The sequence below is a fragment of the Ferdinandcohnia sp. Marseille-Q9671 genome (assembly GCF_976954385.1).
Map to the genome: position 1 here is coordinate 77726 of NZ_CDRJTA010000004.1, position 21789 is coordinate 99514.

The 21789-nt window shown below is 36.6% G+C and carries 18 protein-coding genes and 1 other RNA gene; 12 read left to right on the forward strand and 7 right to left on the reverse strand.

All coding sequences use genetic code 11. The features are described from left to right. Nucleotides 1–301: 301 nt before the first annotated feature. Complete coding sequence (locus ACWNMY_RS15695; RefSeq protein WP_449539200.1) at nucleotides 302–5119, reverse strand: bacterial Ig-like domain-containing protein; 4818 nt, start codon at nucleotides 5117–5119, stop codon at nucleotides 302–304. A 105-nt stretch (nucleotides 5120–5224) separates the two neighbouring features. After that, nucleotides 5225–6103: an AraC family transcriptional regulator gene (locus tag ACWNMY_RS15700; protein ID WP_449539201.1), complete on the reverse strand. Its 879-nt coding sequence runs from the start codon at nucleotides 6101–6103 to the stop codon at nucleotides 5225–5227. Between the two features lie 748 nt (nucleotides 6104–6851). Between ACWNMY_RS15700 and speD the strand changes: the two genes are divergently transcribed. The 8 genes from speD to ACWNMY_RS15740 all read left to right on the forward strand — a co-directional run bounded on the left by speD (nucleotide 6852) and on the right by ACWNMY_RS15740 (nucleotide 14412). Continuing rightward, a complete protein-coding gene (gene speD, locus ACWNMY_RS15705) occupies nucleotides 6852–7661 on the forward strand; it encodes an adenosylmethionine decarboxylase (RefSeq protein ID WP_449540463.1) in 810 nt (269 codons plus the stop codon). A gap of 283 nt (nucleotides 7662–7944) precedes the next feature. Continuing rightward, the gene (locus ACWNMY_RS15710) at nucleotides 7945–8082 is read left to right on the forward strand and encodes an FbpB family small basic protein (protein ID WP_449539202.1); all 138 of its coding nucleotides are present in this window, start codon (nucleotides 7945–7947) and stop codon (nucleotides 8080–8082) included. Between the two features lie 81 nt (nucleotides 8083–8163). Then, nucleotides 8164–8871, forward strand: a complete 708-nt coding sequence (locus ACWNMY_RS15715; RefSeq protein ID WP_449539203.1) for a TerC family protein — start codon at nucleotides 8164–8166, stop codon at nucleotides 8869–8871. Between the two features lie 138 nt (nucleotides 8872–9009). Then, complete coding sequence (locus tag ACWNMY_RS15720; RefSeq protein WP_449539204.1) at nucleotides 9010–9594, forward strand: TetR/AcrR family transcriptional regulator; 585 nt, start codon at nucleotides 9010–9012, stop codon at nucleotides 9592–9594. Nucleotides 9595–9871: 277 nt separating this feature from the next. Further along, nucleotides 9872–10807, forward strand: coding sequence for an SDR family NAD(P)-dependent oxidoreductase (locus tag ACWNMY_RS15725; protein ID WP_449539205.1), 936 nt, complete (start codon nucleotides 9872–9874; stop codon nucleotides 10805–10807). Between the two features lie 293 nt (nucleotides 10808–11100). After that, nucleotides 11101–13425, forward strand: a complete 2325-nt coding sequence (helD, locus tag ACWNMY_RS15730; RefSeq protein WP_449539206.1) for an RNA polymerase recycling motor HelD — start codon at nucleotides 11101–11103, stop codon at nucleotides 13423–13425. 187 nt (nucleotides 13426–13612) lie between these two features. Then, entirely contained in the window at nucleotides 13613–13756 is a 144-nt protein-coding gene (locus ACWNMY_RS15735; protein WP_449539207.1) for a hypothetical protein, read from the forward strand. Between the two features lie 98 nt (nucleotides 13757–13854). After that, nucleotides 13855–14412 carry a DNA-3-methyladenine glycosylase I gene (locus ACWNMY_RS15740; RefSeq protein ID WP_449539208.1) on the forward strand — a complete coding sequence of 186 codons (558 nt, stop codon included), beginning with the start codon at nucleotides 13855–13857 and terminating at the stop codon, nucleotides 14410–14412. Nucleotides 14413–14445: 33 nt separating this feature from the next. On the opposite strand, the gene ACWNMY_RS15745 is transcribed toward ACWNMY_RS15740, so the two are convergent. Continuing rightward, nucleotides 14446–14583, reverse strand: a complete 138-nt coding sequence (locus ACWNMY_RS15745) for a hypothetical protein (protein WP_449539209.1) — start codon at nucleotides 14581–14583, stop codon at nucleotides 14446–14448. A gap of 116 nt (nucleotides 14584–14699) precedes the next feature. Between ACWNMY_RS15745 and proC the strand changes: the two genes are divergently transcribed. The 3 genes from proC (at nucleotide 14700) to ACWNMY_RS15760 (ending at nucleotide 17828) form a co-directional block, all read left to right on the forward strand. After that, nucleotides 14700–15500, forward strand: coding sequence for a pyrroline-5-carboxylate reductase (proC, locus tag ACWNMY_RS15750; protein ID WP_449539210.1), 801 nt, complete (start codon nucleotides 14700–14702; stop codon nucleotides 15498–15500). A gap of 398 nt (nucleotides 15501–15898) precedes the next feature. After that, entirely contained in the window at nucleotides 15899–16828 is a 930-nt protein-coding gene (locus tag ACWNMY_RS15755) for a VanW family protein (protein WP_449539211.1), read from the forward strand. An 82-nt stretch (nucleotides 16829–16910) separates the two neighbouring features. Beyond that, entirely contained in the window at nucleotides 16911–17828 is a 918-nt protein-coding gene (locus ACWNMY_RS15760; protein WP_449539212.1) for a ketopantoate reductase family protein, read from the forward strand. A 243-nt stretch (nucleotides 17829–18071) separates the two neighbouring features. Here the strand turns inward: ACWNMY_RS15760 and ACWNMY_RS15765 are convergent, their stop codons facing one another. Then, on the reverse strand, nucleotides 18072–18512 hold the full coding sequence (locus ACWNMY_RS15765; protein ID WP_449539213.1) for an OsmC family protein: 441 nt from the start codon (nucleotides 18510–18512) through the stop codon (nucleotides 18072–18074). A gap of 128 nt (nucleotides 18513–18640) precedes the next feature. After that, nucleotides 18641–18824, reverse strand: a non-coding RNA gene (ssrS, locus tag ACWNMY_RS15770) — 6S RNA. A gap of 138 nt (nucleotides 18825–18962) precedes the next feature. Between ssrS and ACWNMY_RS15775 the strand changes: the two genes are divergently transcribed. After that, the gene (locus ACWNMY_RS15775) at nucleotides 18963–19910 is read left to right on the forward strand and encodes an alpha/beta hydrolase (protein WP_449539214.1); all 948 of its coding nucleotides are present in this window, start codon (nucleotides 18963–18965) and stop codon (nucleotides 19908–19910) included. A gap of 74 nt (nucleotides 19911–19984) precedes the next feature. Here the strand turns inward: ACWNMY_RS15775 and ACWNMY_RS15780 are convergent, their stop codons facing one another. Beyond that, the gene (locus tag ACWNMY_RS15780; protein ID WP_449539215.1) at nucleotides 19985–20083 is read right to left on the reverse strand and encodes a YjcZ family sporulation protein; all 99 of its coding nucleotides are present in this window, start codon (nucleotides 20081–20083) and stop codon (nucleotides 19985–19987) included. Between the two features lie 128 nt (nucleotides 20084–20211). Then, entirely contained in the window at nucleotides 20212–21621 is a 1410-nt protein-coding gene (pepV, locus tag ACWNMY_RS15785; protein ID WP_449539216.1) for a dipeptidase PepV, read from the reverse strand. Nucleotides 21622–21789: the final 168 nt, after the last annotated feature.

Genomic DNA, 21789 nt, shown 5'->3' on the forward strand with positions numbered 1-21789 from the left:
TCTTATCTTGTCTAGTAAACTATCGAAAATGTAACTCAAAACACCTCCTAGTAGGTCAAGAGAACTACCTAAATATTCAGTCTATAAAACGGTTACAAAAGTGAGTGTAACACGAGGTGATGTTTACTAATAGCAACATATTGCTTTAAAAGTTTGTAAATATTGCTATTAGGGAAGGTTCTAATCAAATGATTATGAATGTAATCCAGAAAATGGTTTGTTAAACAGAAGGAAAGCGAGGAGAAGAGAGGTATAAAAAAAGAGAGGGAAGACCCTCTCTTTACCAAAAAGAAGTTTATTTTTAGGAATCTAAGCCTTTCTTCCTATAACGCATAGCGCCAACATAGATACCACCGCTAATGGTTAATAAGACACCAATCATTAGCCAGTTATACATAGAAGTTGCAGTAGTTGGTAATTTATTATCTTCCTTAGGTTGTTCTGCGTCCGGTGACTTGTCTCCAGGTGTTTCAGTTTCGGGTTTTTCTTTATCTGGTGTATCTTCACCAGGCTGTTCAGTTCCTGGAGTTTCTTCACCAGGCTGCTCACCTGGAGTTTCCTCACCTGGCTGTTCACCTGGGGTTTCTTCACCTGGTTGCTCACCTGGAGTTTCCTCACCCGGTTGCTCAGTTGCTGGTTCTTCGTACTGAGCGATAAATTCATCGTATGTTTCCCAAACACCATTCCAGTTAACACTTCCATCTTGACCAAGTTGGAAGTCTTTAATTGTTGACAAGGATTCAATTACATCATTCGGAAGCACTACCCCAGCTTTATTTAATGATTGTGTTCCATCAAACATAAAATTTTTATCAGAACCTGGATGCTGATAATTATCTTTTGCTTTAGTAGATCCTTCCGTATAGAACGAAATAAAGCCATCAATCGTAAAGTCAGGAGTGATGTGGCCATAAGTTGTGAAGGCCATATTACCGCCAGCATTATTAAATGCATAGTTGTTCTCAGCAATTACACCTGGATTACTATTACTTGAAAATCCTGTTGCTCCATTGCCGAATGCAACACTATTTTTAATGACATGAGGTACATGAACACCTTCACCACCAAGTTTAAATCCATTCTTATCGCCAGCTCCAACAGTTCCATCTGTTAAGAAACCATTATTGTAAGCGATGCTATCTTCGATAGTCACAGCACCGATTGCCCCAGTACCTACCTTTGTATACAGGTCCCAACCGTCATCAATATTATTGTGTGCAACTGTACCTCTAAAGATATTGCCTTCACCAACCGTTAACTTAGCAGCAAAACCGTCTGCATTATTATCAGATGGGTCTCGATTGTCAAAGGATTCACTATTTAAAATTAGGTTATAAGATGGCCAGTCTTCCTTGTTGTTGGAACCATCTGTACGGCTAATTTGTAATCCAGTATCACCATTTGCATACGTCTTTACATTTTCGATCACATTATGGCTACCGCCGACTGTGTAACCTTTTGTATTACCAGCTGAATTTCTAAAATCAAGACCTTTTACATGCCAGTAATTACCACTATGGACAACACCTTCAGTTTTCTTATCGAAATCAATAATAGGTCTTGTTTTGGCTTCCGGGTCAGCCCATAAGTACTTAACCGCATCTTCAGATCCATCATTGTATTTTTTAATTTCAAGTATTCTATCTCTTACATAAATACCTTCCATCACATAGATGTGTTGGCCAGGTTGGACAAACTCAATTGCTGTATCTAAATCGAGTGGGTTATCCTTTGAACCATCACCAGCACTAGTTCCAGTTGGTGCAACATAGATATTCCCATCTTCTTCAAATGTCTTCATTTCGACCGTGAAGTTTTGAATAATTCTATCATAGTTTGTTAGTTTTTGAGTTTCGTCAGGTATGAAGACAAAGCTAAAGTTCGTTTTTTTGTTTTTAGCAATTGTCGTAGGTATTTCAAGATTTTGACCAGCAACCATTGGTACGTCATATTCAAGTACTTCATTGCCTTCTTTAATTGTAACGGAACCATTTACATTGGATTGGACAACTAATCGATAATTTGGATCTGCTGTTTTTTCCAATGAAACGACAGTAAACTCAGGAGTAACTTCTTTAACAGGTTCTTCTCCTTTAGGTGCATCTGTTTCTGTAGCAGTAACATTGAGGTCAATGTTGCTCACTTCAATCGTAGCTACACGTGCCGTATAGAAACCGATATATGCTTTGCCATTTTGAATAGTAAGAATTTCTGGTGCATAGATGTCTTTTTCAACTACTTTTTCACCATCATCTAGTATTCCAGTAAACCCACTATTGGTTTTCTTTAATGTTAAACGGTAGGTTTTATTTGGATGTGTGTTCTCGGCTGATGGTTTTTCTTTCTTGAGCATTTCTTTTTGGATTCCTTGGCTACCGGAACCGTCAGACGATGCAACACCTGTTCTAACAAATAATTGTGTGCCGTTTTCATCTCTTGTTCCGCCAGAGAAACCTCCGATTGCAGCAATATTACTTGCAAAGACACCTTTTTGGTCGCCATTTTCAAAATCCTCAAATATAGCATCGCGTGCCATAATTCCAAAGGATTCTTGACCATCATGTGGGTTTTTAGCATATTCAACTACCTTGATATCAGCAGATAATTCAAAGTTATCTTTGCTTGCATCAATTTCAGTATAATAGAATGAGATACCGTCATGGTCACCCGTTACTTTTCCGCCACCATCAATCGCAGCTAGACGAATTGTACCATTGCCTAAATCCTCAATTGTATTTCTTTCATCCGAAGTGGATTGTCCGAAACGTATGAAGTTAAATGGATACTCAGTCTTTTCTCTGACTGTGACTTGATAGGTAAGTGGACTAACACCCATATCTACCTTCGTTGTGACGGTAATAGGATATGCTCCGACCTTTTGATTATCGAAAGAGCTCGAGTCTATCGTATAATCGTTAGTTGTTACTGTTTCTTTGTCACCGTTGTCATACACTTTGGCTACCTGTAATCCGCTAGCATCAAAGTTATCACCGATTGTAAAAGTAGTTTTTGGATACTCAGTGACTGTTAAGCCAATTGCTTCTTTTTCTTTTACATTGAGTGGGAAAGTGAGACTAACTCCTTTATGAGTAAGGATTACATCCACATCTCCAGGTGTGCTAGAATCAAAGCCTGAAGTTGTGTATTCATCGTCCATCACTCTTACTTGTGATCCATCCTTATATGTTGCATAAACAACTAGCCCAGATAGATCAAGCTCATCACCAATAAAATATTGAGTTTTAACAGGACTCTTCTTAATTTCTAGCTTAGAAAGCTCTGTATCTTTTACTGTCACTTCGAAGCTTGCGGTTACTGTTGGATAATCCTTTGGTACAATGGAAATTGTTTTTATACCAGGCTCGTTAAATTCAAAAGTATCATCCAGAATCTGATTATTGATAGTGAAATGTAACTGTTCATCTGAAAGTTGGTATGTTTCCCCGTTATCAAATGAACCTACTACTTCTAAACCAGCTGGATCAAACGTATCACCAGGGTAATAAACTGTTTTTGCAGGGAAGTATTTGATTGCAAGCTCTAGTAATGTTAATGCCTTAATTGTTAAATCGATAGTTGCTTTTGCTCCACCGTAATTGATTGTGATTGTATTTTTACCAGCTGTACTGCTGTCAAATCCAGTAATAATGTAATCACCTTCAGCTAAAGGTACGACTTCGCCATTGCCATAAATCGCATTTACAACTAATCCTTCAAGATTCAATTCCTCATCAATCAAATATTCAGTTTTCATGTTATCAGTATTGATTTCTAATCTATCAACTTTTTTCGTTTCTACAGCAATGTTAAAATTGCTGAACGTTACTTCTGCATCACGTGCTACATAAAGTCCCGCATAGATAAAGTCACTAAATAGATCGTCAATTGTAATAATTTCTGAAATACCATTGGTCGTTACTTTGTATACATTTCCAGACTTTTGGATTTCAAGATTATATTCCTCATTTGGAGCAGGGAAGCTAACCCCAGGGAATTTTGATAGTTTATTTTGTTGCCCGTTTTGTTTATAGAAAGCCTTCATCCCACCAGAGTCTGTACTACCTAAGTCTAACGCTCCAACAGCAGTGTAATTAGATGTTTGTGTAGTACCGTCACCATGTTCTCCAATTTGATCTCTCAGCATCACACCGAATGATTTTTGGTTTGGTGTACTAATGCTACTATTGCCATTGATACTAGTAACTTTGGCTGTTGTGGAGATGGTAAAGTTTGCATTAGCTGGTAGTTCTTTAAAGTAGAAGGAAATACCTTCGTCACCACTTGCAATCTTCCCACCAGTAGCAACCATTGTAATTGAACCGTCTTCATTTACAGTAGGAACTGGATTTTTTGATTCGCTTGTATTTGAGCCGAATGCTCGATAATCCCAGTCACCAACTTCAACTTGTCCATCAATTTTTAAACTGATATCACTGTAGACAACGCTTACATTTCTGGATACAAAAAGACCTGCGTAGTTTATTTCTCCTGAAAAGTCTTCAACTGTTTTGGTTTCATCACCAACTGTTACCTGATAGATGTTACCATCTTTTCTAATTGTAAGGTCATATTCTTGAGCAGGTGCTGGATCACTTACATTAAAATCTAATGTATCAGGATATTGAAAATCAGTTGCACCTTGTTTATAAAAACCTCTAATATCCTGACGTATCCCACCAACAGCAAGGTAATCCCCAGTTTTTACATCAGTTGATGTTAATAAATTGTTCCTTAGCATGATTCCAAAACTGACTTGATTATTAGCAGTAAAGGATTCAACCTTTACTTTTGCTGTAATCTCATAATTATCAGTCGGGCTGACTTGCTGATAATAGTATGCGATCCCTTCAGAACTACTCGAGATTTTCCCGCGATCATTTAATGCACTCATGTTCACAGTGCCATCATTATTTTCCTTTATAAGAAAGTTATCAGCAGTAATTTTGTCATTGCCACCGACATCACCACCAACGCTACCTTGCCACTTTGAAGTTGCAGGAATGTCAATCATTTGGTTATCGGTGGTTTCCTCTATAGTCTCAGCAGCTAGTACATTAAGACCCATACTCGGCAATAATAGAAGAAAACACATAAGGACTATAAAAATACGTTTGCTCAATTTAGTACCCCCATTTCATTTGTTAATACTTGGTTTCTAGCAGATATTTACACCAATTATTGCAACCATCACCTCCCTTAAGGTGTTTTTCACTAAATACGTAAACTAATGTATTTGTGCATGTATTCGATATTGTTTTGGTGTCATATTCACTTGTTGCTTAAAGGCTCTAATAAAGCTAGAGGAGGAAGTGAAACCTACTTTTTCTGAAACTTGATTAATAGGTGAACTGCTTGAGAGTAATAGTTTCTTAGCCTCGTAGATTCTTCTTTGGAGTATGTATTCATGGATGGTGAGGCCAAATTCTTTCTTAAAGAAATGGCATAGATAGTATTTATTTAGATGTAAACTTTGTGAAAGAGAGTCCAAACGCCAATCAGTGTTCCATACTGCGTTAATTTCTTTTAAGATCCTTTCAATCATTTCAACCTTGCTGGAATCATGGTTAACAGAAAGATGGTAGTTTTGTTCGAAGGTTGATTGAATCTCTCTACCTAAGTAAAGAAGGAGTTCAAGAAAGTATATCTCAATCGCACTTTTTTGCTCCCATAAATCGTTATTTTCAAATTCAAAAATAAGATGATTTACTATTTGCTGAAGTTGTTCTTCCTTCCATCCTTGTATGGTAAGTACATAATGGGGGGAAGGGAGCTTGTCTAAGAAATTTTTAAATTGTTCAAAGATAGGATGATTGAAGCTCAAAATATCCTCTGAAAATAGCGTGACAACCCTTTCGTATGGTACACCTTCATTTAGCTTCACTTTATGAAAATCTGTGCTTTTAAAAAATAAGATTTGTCCTTTGAATAATTTGAATACTTTTTCTTCAAAAATATATGTGGCTTCTCCTTTCTGGAGCCACACGATTTCATACCCAGAATGGGAATGGAAGTTCCGTGCTGTTTTTCGGTCTATTTTATAGTGAATAGAAAATTTAGGCCTCTTAAATTTTTTGCTTAGCAATTTGTCATGATAAACTCTCATTTCACTTACCTGCCTTTTATTTATGAACTGTATAAAAATTCAATATTAAAGCGGTTACAAAGATGAGTGTACCATAGTAGAGATACTCAAAAATACGTGCAAATTGCTATAAAAGTATTCAAATGTTGCTATTTGGATATGTTCTAATCAAATGATTATGTTTCTAATCAGATGACACTCTCTTAGAATGGGGCTTAAGTCCTTTTTCGCAAAGCTTAATAGAAACTTAATCCTTTATTCATAGTTTGTTCATAATTATTGAGTACTATAAAGACATGGAAAAGGTAAGCTTTTTCATCCCCCCTTTTAAATAGAATAGATTATGAATATCCGGCATATTGCCGGATATTTTTTTGTTTGGAGATAAGAGGATTCTTGAACTTTGGATATTGCGTTTCGACATCCAGTTTCAGCGCCTATCCCCTCGAGGTCATTAGTCAATTTAGCATTGAAGGCAAAGAGCGCCTTCTATTCTAAATCGTCTTATGTTATGGCGGACTTGCACAGGAAAAGTAAAGCTCCGAAAGCATAATCATCGCACGAAGAAAATGCATAGCATTTTCGAGGATGTGCTGACGTCCGCGTTGCCACAGGACGTGGCAGCCTTTAGTGGACGTTCAGTTTTGAGGCGCTTGCCCTTTTGATTTAAAAAATAATAATCCTTAATACATGTATAGAATCCTGTGATTCAACCAACATAAAAATATGGAAAAAATATAGACAAAGGGGAGAAAATGACATGAAGCACATGAAGCTGTCTCCAAACCAGATAACAGAATTACACGGTTTTAATAATTTAACGAAATCATTAAGCTTTAATATGTATGATATCTGTTACACTAGGTCCCAGGAAGAGCGGGATGCGTATATTGAATATATAGATGATGTATATAATGCGGATCGATTAACCGAAATCTTATCCAATGTTGCAGATATTATCGGTGCAAATATTTTGAATGTAGCAAAACAGGATTATGTGCCCCAAGGGGCAAGTGTAACAATCCTAGTATCAGAGGGGCCAGTGGATGAATCTCCTGATGAGGCATTTGAGGAGTCTCCTGGACCTATTCCAGGATCAGTGGTTGCACAGATGGACAAAAGCCATATTACCGTTCATACTTATCCTGAATCACATCCAGACGAAGGTATTAGTACGTTTCGAGCTGATATCGATGTCTCAACATGCGGGGAAATATCACCACTGAAGGCACTAAATTATATGATTCAATCCTTTGAAACTGATGTGATGACGATTGATTATCGAGTACGTGGATTCACAAGAGATGTAACAGGGCATAAGCTATTTATCGATCATGAAATTAATTCAATCCAAAATTACATTCCGGATGAGATTCAAGAAATGTATCATATGATCGACGTGAACGTTTACCAAGAAAACATATTTCATACAAAGTGTAAGCTGAAGGAGTTTGATTTAGAGCATTATTTATTCTTCAGTAATACAAAAGAGAAACTTACACCAGACGAGGAATTAATTATTGCTGAAAAGCTAATTACTGAAATGGATGAAATTTTTTATGGAAAAAATATTATATAAAATGATTGACATTTGTATAAACCATCTGTAAAATTATTTATATAATAAATATTGCAAAAATTGTTCTCCTAAAGGGGAGTAGCTTTTACAGCAAAGTCGTCATTTCAGAGTCTAGCGGCTCTCGGCTTTGTTGGCAACTAACGTTGTTAGCAAGACCTTTACCAGAAAGCGGTAGAGGTCTATATTTATGACCTTTACCTAAATGGTAAAGGTCATTTTTGTTGTTTCAGCTGGGCGCAAAGATCTCAAGGATGTTTGATGCTAAGAATGAGAGGTGAGAGGTATGTTTAAAAGAAAAATAGGTTCATCATCATTTGAAGAATTAATTAAAAAAAATAAAGAAGAGCTTTTACGAGATAAAGTAGAGCTTGAAAAGATTGAAAAACGCTTAGATGAAAAACATTTAGCGACACTAAAATAGTGTTTATTCTAGTGAAAGGCATTACTGTTTTTCCTAAATTTATAGAATAAAATATTTATAGTAAAAGAAGGGAGATCTTTGATGGAATTTTTAAGCGCAGAGTTTTTTTCCGCACTCTTAATTATTATTGCGATTGATTTGGTATTAGCGGGTGATAATGCCATTGTAATTGGTTTAGCAGCTAGAAATTTACCGAAAGAACAACAGAAAAAAGCAATTATTTGGGGAACTGTAGGGGCAATTGCTATTAGGATAGTAGCAACGATAGCTGTAGTTTGGCTACTTGCAATTCCAGGGTTGCGATTAGTAGGTGGAATCCTTCTTGTATGGATCGCTTATAATCTGTTAACCGATGACAAAGGTCATGAAATTAAAGCGGTTGGTAGCTTCTGGGCAGCCATTAGAACGATTATTATCGCGGATGCATTAATGGGTCTTGATAATGTATTAGCAGTTGCTGGTGCTGCACATGGTAACTTCGTATTAGTTGTACTTGGTCTTATTATTTCTGTACCAATCATGGTTTGGGGAAGTACATTGTTCATAAGGCTAATTGATCGTTTCCCAATTATCATTACTATTGGTGCCGCGATTTTAGCTTGGACTGCATCAAAGATGATTGTTGCGGAACCATTCTTAAGCTCAGTATTTAGTAATGGATTTGTGAAATATGGTTTTGAGATACTCGTAGTTGCTGCAGTTGTAGGGCTTGGCTACCTAAAGCAGAAAAATGCTGCAAATCATGTTGAAGAGCAACAAGAGAAACAAGTATTACGTAAAGTTGAATAGTATGAATGCGGACTCGTTATGGGTCCGTTTTTATATTGTATAGACATTTTTGAAAAAATGTGATGAATAAATTGACAACTTATTTAATTTTGAATATAGTATTATTGAACAGTGGTTAATAAAAGGAGAACTTATTAAATGTCACCTAGAAAACAAGTCCAAGTAGAATTAACGAGAGAAAAGATAATGGATATCGCACATGATTTATTTGTTCAAAAAGGATATCAATCTGTATCGATGCGCCAAATAGCAAAGGAATTAAACTATAGCCACGGTGCTATCTATTATCATTTTAAAAATAAAGCTGATTTGTTTTATGCAATGGTTGTTCAGGATTTTGAAATGCTTAATACTGTTCTCCTACAGATCATGAATCTCGATCTGCCACCAGTAGAGAAATTGAAAAAAGTCTTATTAGGATATATTGAATTTGGTCTAACCAATAAAAATCAGTATGAATTGATGTTTTTAATCAATGACGATGAGGTAAAAAGCTGTATTCAGCAGGAACCACTAGAGAGCTATGGAATGTTTGCAGATGCTATTGCAAAATTAAGCAAACAAAGAGCTACTATACAGGACATCTGGTCCATTTTTTTATCCATTCATGGCTTTGTTACACATTATACTCGAAGTGAGCAAACGTTTGAAAATGTTAAAACCATGGCAGAAGCACATGTAGAATATTTAATAAAACCCATTTTATCTGAAGGAAAAGTATAACTTTTATTCGACAGAAGTCCTCCGTTACTATAAATTGGTGAGAAGAATTCATATAAGGCTATAATAATTCGACATCATGACCTGCTGTAACATCTCTGTAACCCACATCAGTGAGCATTAACTAATCTGATTACAAAGATTGTAGTTTCAATTTATCTCCCAAGATCTAAAAAGTCTTGGCCCATTATGCCAAGGTGAATTCGATTTACTTTTAAGGGGAGGTTATTTTTTTATTTGTAATTGAACACCGGTCAATAAAAAGTAAGGAGATGAGAATATGAAAAAAGCATTGGTTTTAGGTGCATCAGGTGGTATGGGGTACGCAATCGTTTGTGAATTGATTGAACGAGGTATTGAAGTGATTGCCTTTGCTCGCTCGAGAGTTAAATTAGAGAAACTCTTCAAGTCGAGAAAAAAAGTCGAAATCCGGACTGGAGACGTATTTAACAAAAGTGATTTGGCGAATGCGGCAAATGATGTAGATGTCATCTTCCATGCGATAAACATTCCCTATGCTGAATGGTATGAAAAGCAACCTACCTTGATGAGGAATGTTGTAGAAACAGCTGAAGCTGCAAAATGTAAGCTGGCTATTGTTGACAATATTTATGCATATGGGAAAGGGAATGGAAGTAAGATAAATGAAGAGTATCCTAAAAATCCGCATACAAAGAAGGGGAAAATCCGAGTGAAGCTTGGGAACATAGCAAATCAAGCAAGAATTCCTGTTCTAATTGCTCACTTTCCGGATTTTTATGGACCTAATGCAATAAGTGCCATGCTCCATTATACGTTAGATAAAATGATTCAAAATAAGAAGGCGATGTTTGTAGGCAATCAAAAAAATGCACGTGAATATATTTATACACCAGACGGAGCAAAAGCAATTGTTGAACTTGCTTTACGTGATGGGGCATACGGCCAACATTGGAATATCCCTGGTGCTGGAGTAATTACTGGCAAAGAAATCATCAAAATAGCGGGTGCCCAATTGAAGTATGATAAGCCAGTTTTAACCGTTACAAAGGGAATGATTCGAATGTTAGGGATATTTGATAAGCAGATGAAAGAGGTGGTTGAAATGCTGTATTTGACAGAGGAACCTGTGGTACTAGACGGAACAAAGTATGAGCAGGAGATCGGTCCATTACCTTCAACACCTTATGAAGAAGGAATAAAAAGAACATTGGATTTTATGGCCAAAGGCAATTAAAAAACATTGAAAAAGACAGAACAACATGATAAGATATCACTGTTCTGCCTTTTTTTATATGTATCGTTTGTTTTTGTTTAGATTATCTCTATTTTAATCTTATACCATAAAGGAGTGTTTTGTCAATAACTTATTGCAAAATTTCATCGCTCTCAGAAAAGTGGTAGGAATGCAATAAGAATAACAAAAACTGTTAGGACGAAACATAAACTAAATTTTAAGAAAAAGAGACTGTAAAGTATACTTGGGATGATTCTAGAGTCAGTAGTTCACTTATTTGAGGAGTGGTGTTCGTGGAAAAAAGAAATGTAGAATTGCATCAGGAAAAAGCTAGACTTGAGGATGTGTTAACGGAGATTGACAGTAAGAAGGAAGCCCTGGAGGAGAAGGTAGGTAGTATCAAGGGTGAAATTGTTGGCCTTCGAAACACATTTTGGGAAGATGTAACCGTGAATCTTGATGAACCTGATGATGTTATTGAAACATTTCAAAGTATAAAACAGCAGTCCGAGTTAGTAGGTGAACGTGAAAGAAGTCACCGTCAAATTCATAAACAGATAAAAGTACTTGAAAGATTAAAATATTCTCCATACTTTGGCCGTTTCGATTTTCTTGAAGATGGCGAGTCCACAACTGATAAAGTATATATAGGTATTGCTTCATTATTAGACAAAAAGGAAGAAGAATTCTTAATTTTTGACTGGAGAGCCCCGATTTCAAGTCTTTATTATGATTACTATCCAGGACCTGCTAAGTATGACACTAATTTTGAAACAGTTGAAGGTGAAATGACGTTAAAACGGCAATTTATCATTAAAAATGGTCAATTGAAAAGTATGTTTGATACCGGCGTGACAATTGGTGATGAGATGCTCCAGGAGGTATTAGGTAATAATTCAAACACACAAATGAAAAGCATTGTTGCAACGATTCAAAGAGAACAAAATAAAATTATTCGAAATGAGAAAAGTCGATATCTAATTGTGCAAGGGGTTGCCGGATCAGGAAAAACCTCTGCAGCTCTTCAAAGAGTTGCCTATTTACTATATCGGTACCGAGAGCAGTTGAATTCAAGCAATATCATGTTGTTCTCTCCAAACCCTCTTTTTAATAGTTATGTTGCAACTGTACTGCCTGAGCTTGGAGAAGATAATATGCAACAATCAACGTTTCAAGAGTATGTCGAATACCGATTAGGGAAGCTTTATAAGGTAGAGGATCCATTTTCTCAAATGGAATACTTGCTAACAGAGATGAATTCTTCAGATTATGATGTTAGACTTCATGCAATTTCATTTAAAGCAAGTCTCCATTTTAAAACACTAATTGATAGATATGTAAGTGAGCTTGAAACAAATGGATTACTTTTTAAAGATATTAGATTTAAAAAGAAAGTCATTATTTCAAAGCATGACATTCAAAAGTACTTTTATTCATTAGATTCGTCTATCTCCATTCCAAATCGACTGACTAAGGTTACCGAGTGGCTACAAAAGGAAATCATTAAGGTTGAACGAAAAGAACGTAAAAACGATTGGGTAATTCGAGAAGCGGAACTTATGGATAAGGAAGAGCATCTCGAAATCTTTAAGCAATTACAGAAAAAGCGAGAGTTTTCCGAGGATACATTTGATGATTATGACCGTGAGGAAAAGTTGATTGCGAAGGAAATTGTGCGAAAGCATTTTAAACCAATTAAAATAGCAATCAAAAAGCTCGCGTATATAGATATAAAAGGGATATACCTGCAGATGTTTTCATCCACTCAAAATCGAAATTTTACTGATAGATGGAGAGAAATCTGTTCGTATACAATTGAAAGTCTGAAGCAGGGTCAGTTGAACTATGAGGATGGAACTCCATTTTTATACCTTCAAGATCGTATAGAAGGAAGAAAATCAAACACAAGCATTCGTCACTTGTTTATTGACGAAGCTCAAGACTATTCTCCTTTTCAATTCGAATACTTGAAACAGCTTTTTCCAAATTGTCGAATGACAATTCTCGGGGATTACAATCAGGCAATTTACGCACACACAATGAATGCTCCAACATTGCTGTCTCCAGAATTGTATGAGGAGGCAAGTGTTGAAGTGGTTCAACTGATGAAGAGCTACCGCTCCACAAAAGAAATTGTGGAATTTTCGAAAGGAATTGTAGTCGGGGGAGAAGAAATTGAACCATTTAACCGCTCAGGATCCCTTCCAAGGTACAAGGAGGCAACAACAAAAGAAGTTCTACATCAGGAAATTTTACAGCGTATTAATGAGCTCCTAGAAGCTGGACATGAAACGATTGCCGTTATTTGTAAAACTACTTCGGAAAGTCTTGATGCCTATCAGGCATTACAACATCATATAAATGTACGTCTCATGGATCAGGAGACGTATCAATTTGATAAAGGAATTCTTGTGTTACCAACCTATTTGGCAAAAGGAATCGAATTTGATGCCGTTATTATTTATAATGGATCGAACGAAGTGTATGGAAGAGAATACGAAAGAAAGCTGTTTTATACAGCGTGTACCCGTGCAATGCATGAACTAGATATTTTTTCTGTTGGGGAGAGAAGTGTATTTTTCACAAATGTTCCGAAGGATACCTATCAAGAAATGTAAGAAAGTGTCAGCTTAGGCTGGCTCTTTTTTTATGCCCATCACTTAATTGCATGTGCTCATCTATTTGCCTTCTTTATTTCAGGAAGATAAATCGAGATTTGCTATTTGGATATTATTAACGTGAAAAAACAATGAGGAGATTGATAAAAATAAGAAAAACAAATTTTCTATATAGGAGGTAAATGGCATGACGACTAATTGCTTTTATTGCCAAGATTCTTTTGACAACGAAAGATTTCATTATGTTGCTTTTGTAAATATAGACGGTGAACGTGAAGAAACCTTATGCAAGGATTGTTACAAGGAATGGCTTGAGGGGATTAAGGAATAAAATACCGAAAAAGGAGTAATGGACCATTCCTTCATTACTCCTCCATTTTTGTTCTCTTCTGATATAATTCAAATATATTGGTCAAAGGTGGGAGAGATTTGAATAGATGCGGTTGGGTGAATGAAGATCCATTATACATAAATTACCATGATTTTGAATGGGGCGTACCTATATATGATGATCGATTGCTATTTGAGTATTTGAATTTAGAAGGAGCTCAAGCAGGTTTAAGTTGGTATACGATATTAAAAAAACGAGAAAATTACCGTAAAGCATTTGATAATTTTGAACCTGAAAAGATCATTACTTACGATGAAAAGAAGATAGAGGAACTCCTAACGAATAAAGGAATCGTACGAAATAAACTAAAGGTAAACGCAGTAGTAACCAATGCCAAGGCGTATTTTAAGATTGTTGAGGAATTCGGAAGTTTTCAAACGTACATTTGGTCATTTGTAGATGGAAAACCAATTCATAATCATTTTAAGACGTTAGCTGATATTCCTACAAAGACAGACATAAGTGATAGGTTGAGTAAAGATCTGAAAAAGCGCGGATTTAAATTTATAGGTTCTACTATTTGTTATGCATTTATGCAAGCTGTTGGGATGGTTAATGACCATATAGAAAGCTGTTGTTGTTATAAGAATACATAGAAAAAGGGATGTGTTGTTGCACATCCCTTTTACCTATACTGTCGGGTCGTCCTCATCTTCTTCATTATAAAGATTTCCCATTTCTTGTTCTCTACTCATTCCGGTATTTGTTATATCATGCCAACCTGTATATCCAAAGACAGTGTCAAGCAGCCTTTCGAAACGATGCATGTTTTTCACCTCTTTTTGGAAATAGTTTGTCCATGATATTACATACTATGTATAAGAAGTATGAGTTTTTTTATCCTTCTTGTTTCTTTATAATGATAAGGATAGGAGGATTCGTCATGGACAAAAATATTGGTTTTATTGGGTGTGGCAAAATGGCACAAGCTATGATTCAAGGGATGATTTCATCTAAAATCGTCCTACCACAGCAGATTATAGTAAGTGCAAAGACAAACGAAACACTACAATATGTAGAAAAGACATATAAAATAAGAACTACGACTTCAAACAAAGAAGTAGCTGCACATGCAGACATTTTATTTTTGGCAGTAAAGCCTAATTTGTATACAGAAGTAATTAATGAGGTAAAAGAAAATGTAAAGGTCAACACTATCATTATCACAATTGCGGCAGGAATAAGCCTAGATTTTATCGAGGAAATGTTTGAACGACCTATTAAAACAGTACGTTCAATGCCAAATACACCTTCTTTAGTAGGTGAAGGTATGAGTGCATTAAGTGTGAATTCATCTGTGACTACTGAAGAAACATCTGAAATTGTTCGCCTGTTTGAAGGTTTTGGAAAGGCGGAGATAGTAGATGAAAACCTTATGGATGCCATTCCAGCGGTTAGTGGATCGTCGCCTGCCTATGCATATTTGTTTATTGAGGCTTTAGCTGATGGAGCTGTTATGCAAGGAATACCGAGAAGTAAGGCGTATAAGCTTGCAGCTCAAGCGGTGCTAGGGGCTGCAAAAATGGTGCTTGAAACAGAAAAACATCCCGGCGAGCTGAAGGACGATGTATGTACTCCTGGTGGAGCAACAATTCAAGCAGTTGCAACGTTGGAGAAGAATGGTTTCCGTGCAGCAGTCATTGAGGCAATGGAAAACTGTACAAAAAGATCAAAAGAGCTTTGAAAAGAATAATAAGTACCAGCCTGCAAACCAAATAATGTAGTTTGCAGGTTTTTTTAGTTGTTTGTTCTTTAAAAAGAACGTATAATAAAATTACAAATATTACAAAAGGTGGTAACATATACAAGCCTTGTCACGTCTAATGATATGAATGTGCTATAAATCCTTCTTCTCATTGAATCTACTACTATTTGATTATAGAAAACTACAACTCGCTTAATTTCTACAGACATCTTGTTCATATTCCCGCTTTAAGAAGGTAAAAAACTAATTGGAAATAAATAGGAATATATTCATTTTTACTTAATAAGATTCCTATGTAAGTACTTTTGTAATTTCGATTTAATAATTGTTACATTGTCCAAATCACTTCTAAATAAGTAACCATGGGAGAGAGTAAATTGAGGAAAAAAACAACTTTGCCATTATTAGTAGGTGTTTTGTTATTGGGTGGATGTAGTCTCATCGAAAAGAAAGAACCAGTAAATGTTGAGTTACATCAAGTAGCACCTGTTAAAATGATTGAAACAAAGCAAGAAGTGTCTACACATGAAATTTCTATTATTGACCCGAGGGACAATAGTGTAGTTGAAGTCCTAAACCCAGATGATTTCAAAAATGAAGAGGAGCTAAAGGCCAAAGCTACTCAATTAGCAAGTGAATTGGCTGCTTCGATTGATCGACCAATGAAACCCGTAAAGCTTAGTTCAAATGGTGAATTAGAACAAGGCCAAAGTAGAATGATTTTAAAAGAAGCTGAACTTGTTACTAGTATACTAAATGACTCTATTTTTAATAAACAAGTGTTACTTCCGATTGAAGAAGTGAGTCCAAACGTCACGCAGGAAGCAGTTCAGGGAATTGATGAAGTTGTACTTGGAAACTTTACAACTTATTTTGATGCATCTGTTGAGGGAAGAAGCTTTAATATCGAAAAGTCAGCCAATGAAATTAATAATACTGTGTTAGGACCGGGGGATCATTTTTATTTTAATACGGTTGTAGGAAATGCTTCTAAGGAAAATGGCTACGCACTTTCTACGGTTATTGTGAACAAAGAATTTGTGCCTGGATATGGGGGAGGGGTATGTCAAACCTCTAGTACCCTATATAATGCGGTTGCTAAAGCAGGTCTTGAAATTATAGAGTTACATCACCATTCTAAGCCAGTTGGTTATGTACCGCTTGGACAGGATGCAACGGTTGCTTATCCATACTTGGATTTTAAATTCGCGAACAATCGCCCATATCCAGTTGTATTAAAAAGCTATGTAAAAGGCGGGGCACTTCAAATCGAGGTTCGTTCTGCAGCGAATTATGTATCAAACTAAGAATAGCCAGCCTTGTGCTGGCTATTTTTTATAGTAAAACTATATAATGAGAGTAGTAAGTTATGAAAGGGGTTTCAAGAATATGAGAATACTAGTTGTTGGAGCAGGTGCAATAGGCGGTTATTTTGGCGGACGTCTGCTTGAAAAAGGGGAAGAAGTAACCTTTTTAGTGCGTGAAAATAGACAAAAACAATTACAGGACAAGGGACTTCAGATTGAAAGCATACATGGAAACGTAACACTTTATCCAAAGACAATTAAGACGGGAGAGGAAGTAGGAGCGTTTGATGTAATTATCCTTTCCACAAAGCAATATCATCTAGATGCTGCTTTGGAGAGTATGGAACCATACGTTGGAGAAGAAACAATCATTTTTCCGTTATTAAATGGATTTAGTCATGTTGAGGTTATTCAGTCAAAATTTTCATCAGAAAATGTAATTGGTGGATTATGCTTCATTGAATCAACATTGGATTCAGAGGGGAAGGTCGTTCAGACAAGCCCAAACCACCATGCACTATTTGGAGAATTTTCAGGAGAAAAAACGGAGCGAATCAAAAAGTTAGCCGAAGTTTTGTCTGGTACTAAGACGAACTTTAAACTAAGTGATCATATTATTCAAGATATGTGGCATAAATATATGTTTATTACAGGGTTGTCAGGCATTACAACTCTCATGAGGTCACCAATCGGACCGATAAGAGAGGAGCAAAATGGGCAAAAGCTTATTTTACAATTATACAAGGAAATTGGATCCGTGATGAGAGCGATTCATGCTCCAATTGCTGATGACATCGAGGAGAAGCATTTACATACTACGAATCAAATGACATATGAAATGAAATCATCGATGCAGCGTGACATGGAAAAAGGTCTAGATGTAGAAGCTGACCAATTACAGGGCTATTTATATCACGTTGCACAAAAACACAATATTGAAACCCCATTGCTAGAAGTGATTTATTCGAATTTAAAGGTTTACCAAGCACAAAGAGGATAGTTTTTTGAGGAAGGGTAGTGTGTATTGCACTGCCTTTTGCTATTTATAAAGAATTTGAGGGTGACCACTAATTTGGATTTATAGCCGAAAGACAAGTAAATTTATATGCGGAACTCTACTAAAAATTAGTCGGTTGGTTCAGTTACTATCCTTAATCCGAAAGATACTGTTTTTAATTGAAATTTACTGCTTTTACTCCCGAAATACTAAAAACACCTCTAAAACAAGAGGTGTCTCAAAATATTATTCAACAACTTTTATCAAAGGTTCGACCGTTACCTCTACATTGCCTTTAAGAGTCTGTGAAATAAAGCATGCTTTTTCCGCACGGTGAGCAAGCTTTTCTATTTTTTCCATTACCTCACCATCCGCTTGTTTAACAGAGATGACGGCTTTATGTACTATTTTTTCAAAAACCAACCGATTCCCTTCTTTTAGAACTGTCCCTTCAGATTCCACCTCTAGTTGAGTGTACGTAATCTCACGATTTGAAAGGATAGAAGCGAGTGTAATCATATAACAATTTGTAGCAGAGGCAATTAGCAATTCCTCAGGATTAGCACCAATACCAGGTCCATCGAGTTCTTTTGGGGCTGAAACGGCTGTTTTTAGACCATTTGTAGTAATAGTTCCTTCACCGTTTCTGTTACCATTCCAAGTACCTTTGACTGTAAAAGAAGCCATAACGTTCATTCCCTTCAACTTTTATGAGACTACTTCTATTATATGCAGACTAATCGCAAACAAGAAAGTATTTCATTTATAAAACAAAAAGCTGGTTCCGATAAACGAAAACCAACTTAGAATACGAAGGGAATGCCACAATTGCCGTCCCCATATTGTTTCACAACCTGCAGTCTCACAGGTGGGTGCTCGCATAATTTGCTTCACCTTCCATACACATGGATGGCATGGTGTTGCAAAGTAATCTCTTGAGCTCCCTCAATTCTAGTATTCGGTTGAAACAATACAAGGAAACGAACATCACAGCATTTGCTTATGTATGTATCCTATCAAAAGTGTAGGTGAATGAAAATAGGTGGTTGTTACCAAGATTGGTTGAACGAGGAATGGCTGCCTATTTCTAATGTTCTCCTAATACGAATATAATAGTAGAAAAAGGAGTGATGTATCATGAGTTGTACGGATTTTACATTATTGACACAAGACGGAGTAACTATTTTTTGCAAAAAGTGGTCAGAAGAAGGTACTCAAACTCCAAAAGGGGTTGTACAGATATCCCATGGGATGGCAGAACATATAGGTCGTTATGATTTATTTGCAAAAGCATTAACAAAAGCAGGCTATGTAGTATACGGGAATGACCATAGAGGTCATGGAAAAACAGGTGATAACGCTAATTTATTTGGATTTTTTGCTGAGGATAATGGGTTTGATCGAGTTGTTGAAGATATGGTACTACTAACGGAGTTTATCAAAAAAGAGTATCCCAACCTACCAGTTTTTCTATTTGGACATAGTATGGGCTCATTTTTAACAAGAAGATATATACAATCACACGCTGGGAAAGTTGCAGGAGTTATTGTCTCAGGAACGGGAGGAGATCCTGGATTCATTGGTAAGGTTGGCATAGGTATCGCTAAGTTGGAAATGAAGCGAGTAGGAAAGAAGACAAAGAGTCCATTCATGAATAAACTCACGTTTGGTGGTTTTAATAAAATATTTAGTCCGGGTCGCACAGAGTTTGACTGGTTAACAAGAGACAATGAAGAAGTTGATAAGTATCTTCGTGATCCTTACTGTGGGGGAGTGTTTACAGCAGGATTTTTCTATGACTTAGTTACAGGTGTAGCTATGATAAATGACCGGAAGAAGAATACTCAGATTCCAGTTAGCATGCCCATGTATTTTATTGCAGGTAGTCAGGATCCGGTCGGTAATTTTTCAAAAGGTGTCCTTCAAGCTGCAAAGATGTATAAGCAAGTTGGGATCAGCGATGTAACTGTACGGTTATATGAAAATAGCAGACATGAAATCTTAAATGAACTTAATAAAGAGGAAGTATTCAAGGATGTTATTAACTGGCTCGATACTCGTCTTAAAGAAAAAAGTGCCCCATAGTGTGACGTCCATGGGGCACAAAAAAGAGGAGATATTATAGGGGATACGTGGTGGATCAGCTCAATTGTCATCCATTAGTTGTAGTAAAACGCACCTACAATAACTAATAGGATGAATAAAACGACGATTAACGCAAATCCGCTGTTGTTGCCTCCGCCTCCATTATAGCTCATAATATCGCACCTCCTTTACCCTAGAGTTACTATAGATTATGAGGGGAGGAAAGTATTTGAAATGGACAAACATGGAGAAATTAAAAAAGAGGTTCCAACCTAATTTATAGGGAGGAATCCTCGTTCATTTATAAATTTCCTAAACGATAGATTGCATGTGCATAAATGGCAGTAGCTTTATATAAGTCTTCAATTTCAATATATTCGTCCTTTTGGTGAGCAGTCATTGGTTTACCTGGAAAAACAGCGCCAAAGGCAACACCGTTACTCATGAAGCGGGCATATGTAGCACCACCGGTTGTTAAAAGGGTAGGCTCTTCTCCAGTTTCCTGTTGATATACCTCTTGAAGGGTCTTAACTAATTGTGAATCATTTGAGACATGATGTGGTTCTTTCCTTGTAAGGGAAGTAATTGTAAAATGATAGGATTCAACAGTCTTGGTTAATGTCTCAATTGTCTCATCGTAGTTTGTTAGCACAGGGCATCGAATATTAAGATGAACCTCGGCTAAATCATACTTGCTATAAGAAAAGATCCCCGCATTGACGGTAAGAGGCCCCGTAATGTCATCTGAAAAATTAATTCCTAATCCTTCACCTTTGAATTGATTCGTAAGTGTTTGATCAATAAATTGAATGAAATTATTTGCATTCGGCTCAAATGAAAATTGTTTGAGAAATGATGCTAAAACAAACGCAGCATTTACCCCCTTTTCAGGCTCCATCCCGTGTGCGGAGGTACCAATCAAAGTTAGCTTGGTTTGATGCTCTTCTTGTGAATAGGAATATTCAACGCCTTTTTCTTTACAGTAACGTACAAATTGTTGAATTAGAGTTTCACTATATCCATCAATATTGGCTTCTGCTGTATCTGGTACCATATTCCCCTTCTCACCGGACATAAAAGAGAGTAGAGAATAGTCTCCTGTTTGAGCTTCGTGGGACATATTTTGAAGATTCAATTTCACATTGATTTGACCTTTTTCAGCATGAATAATTGGAAAATCTGCATCAGGGGCAAAGCCAGCCAATGGCATATCCTCGACCTCTACGTATTTTTTCATACAACTCATGCCACTCTCTTCATCAGTACCAAATATGATACGAATAGCATGCTTTAAAGGGAGACCGAGTTCTTTGACAATTTTTAATCCATAGAATGCAGCCAAAGTAGGCCCTTTATCATCAATTGCACCTCTTGCATATAACTTTCCATCACGAATTGTAGGTTCAAATGGAGGGCTTGTCCATTCTCCCGTTGCGGGGACTACATCCAAATGACATAAGATGCCAATATAATCCTTTGCATCAGATGGAGCGTATTCAGCATACCCAACCATTCCCTCGATTGAAGTAGTGAAGAAGCCTGCATCTTCTGAAATGGAAAGCATTGTTTCTAATGCTTCTCCAATATTATCTCCCATCGGACGCTCGTCAGTTTGGCTAGTAAGGTCTTTTACACTTTCAATCCGTAAAATGGTTTGAAGATCATGTAGCAAGTCATCTTTTCTTTTTAGTACCTCTTCATAAAAGTTCACAATGTCACCTCTTTGGAAATATCGATACTCTCATCATACCAAAAGAAGGGAAGGGGGGAAAACGACTCTTATGAGGGATGAAAATCCTTTCGCAAAGCATGTCAGTCAAGAGCAAACTAGCGGTACATGCTGGTTTGATATGTCGCAAAGCATGTCAGTCAAGAGCAG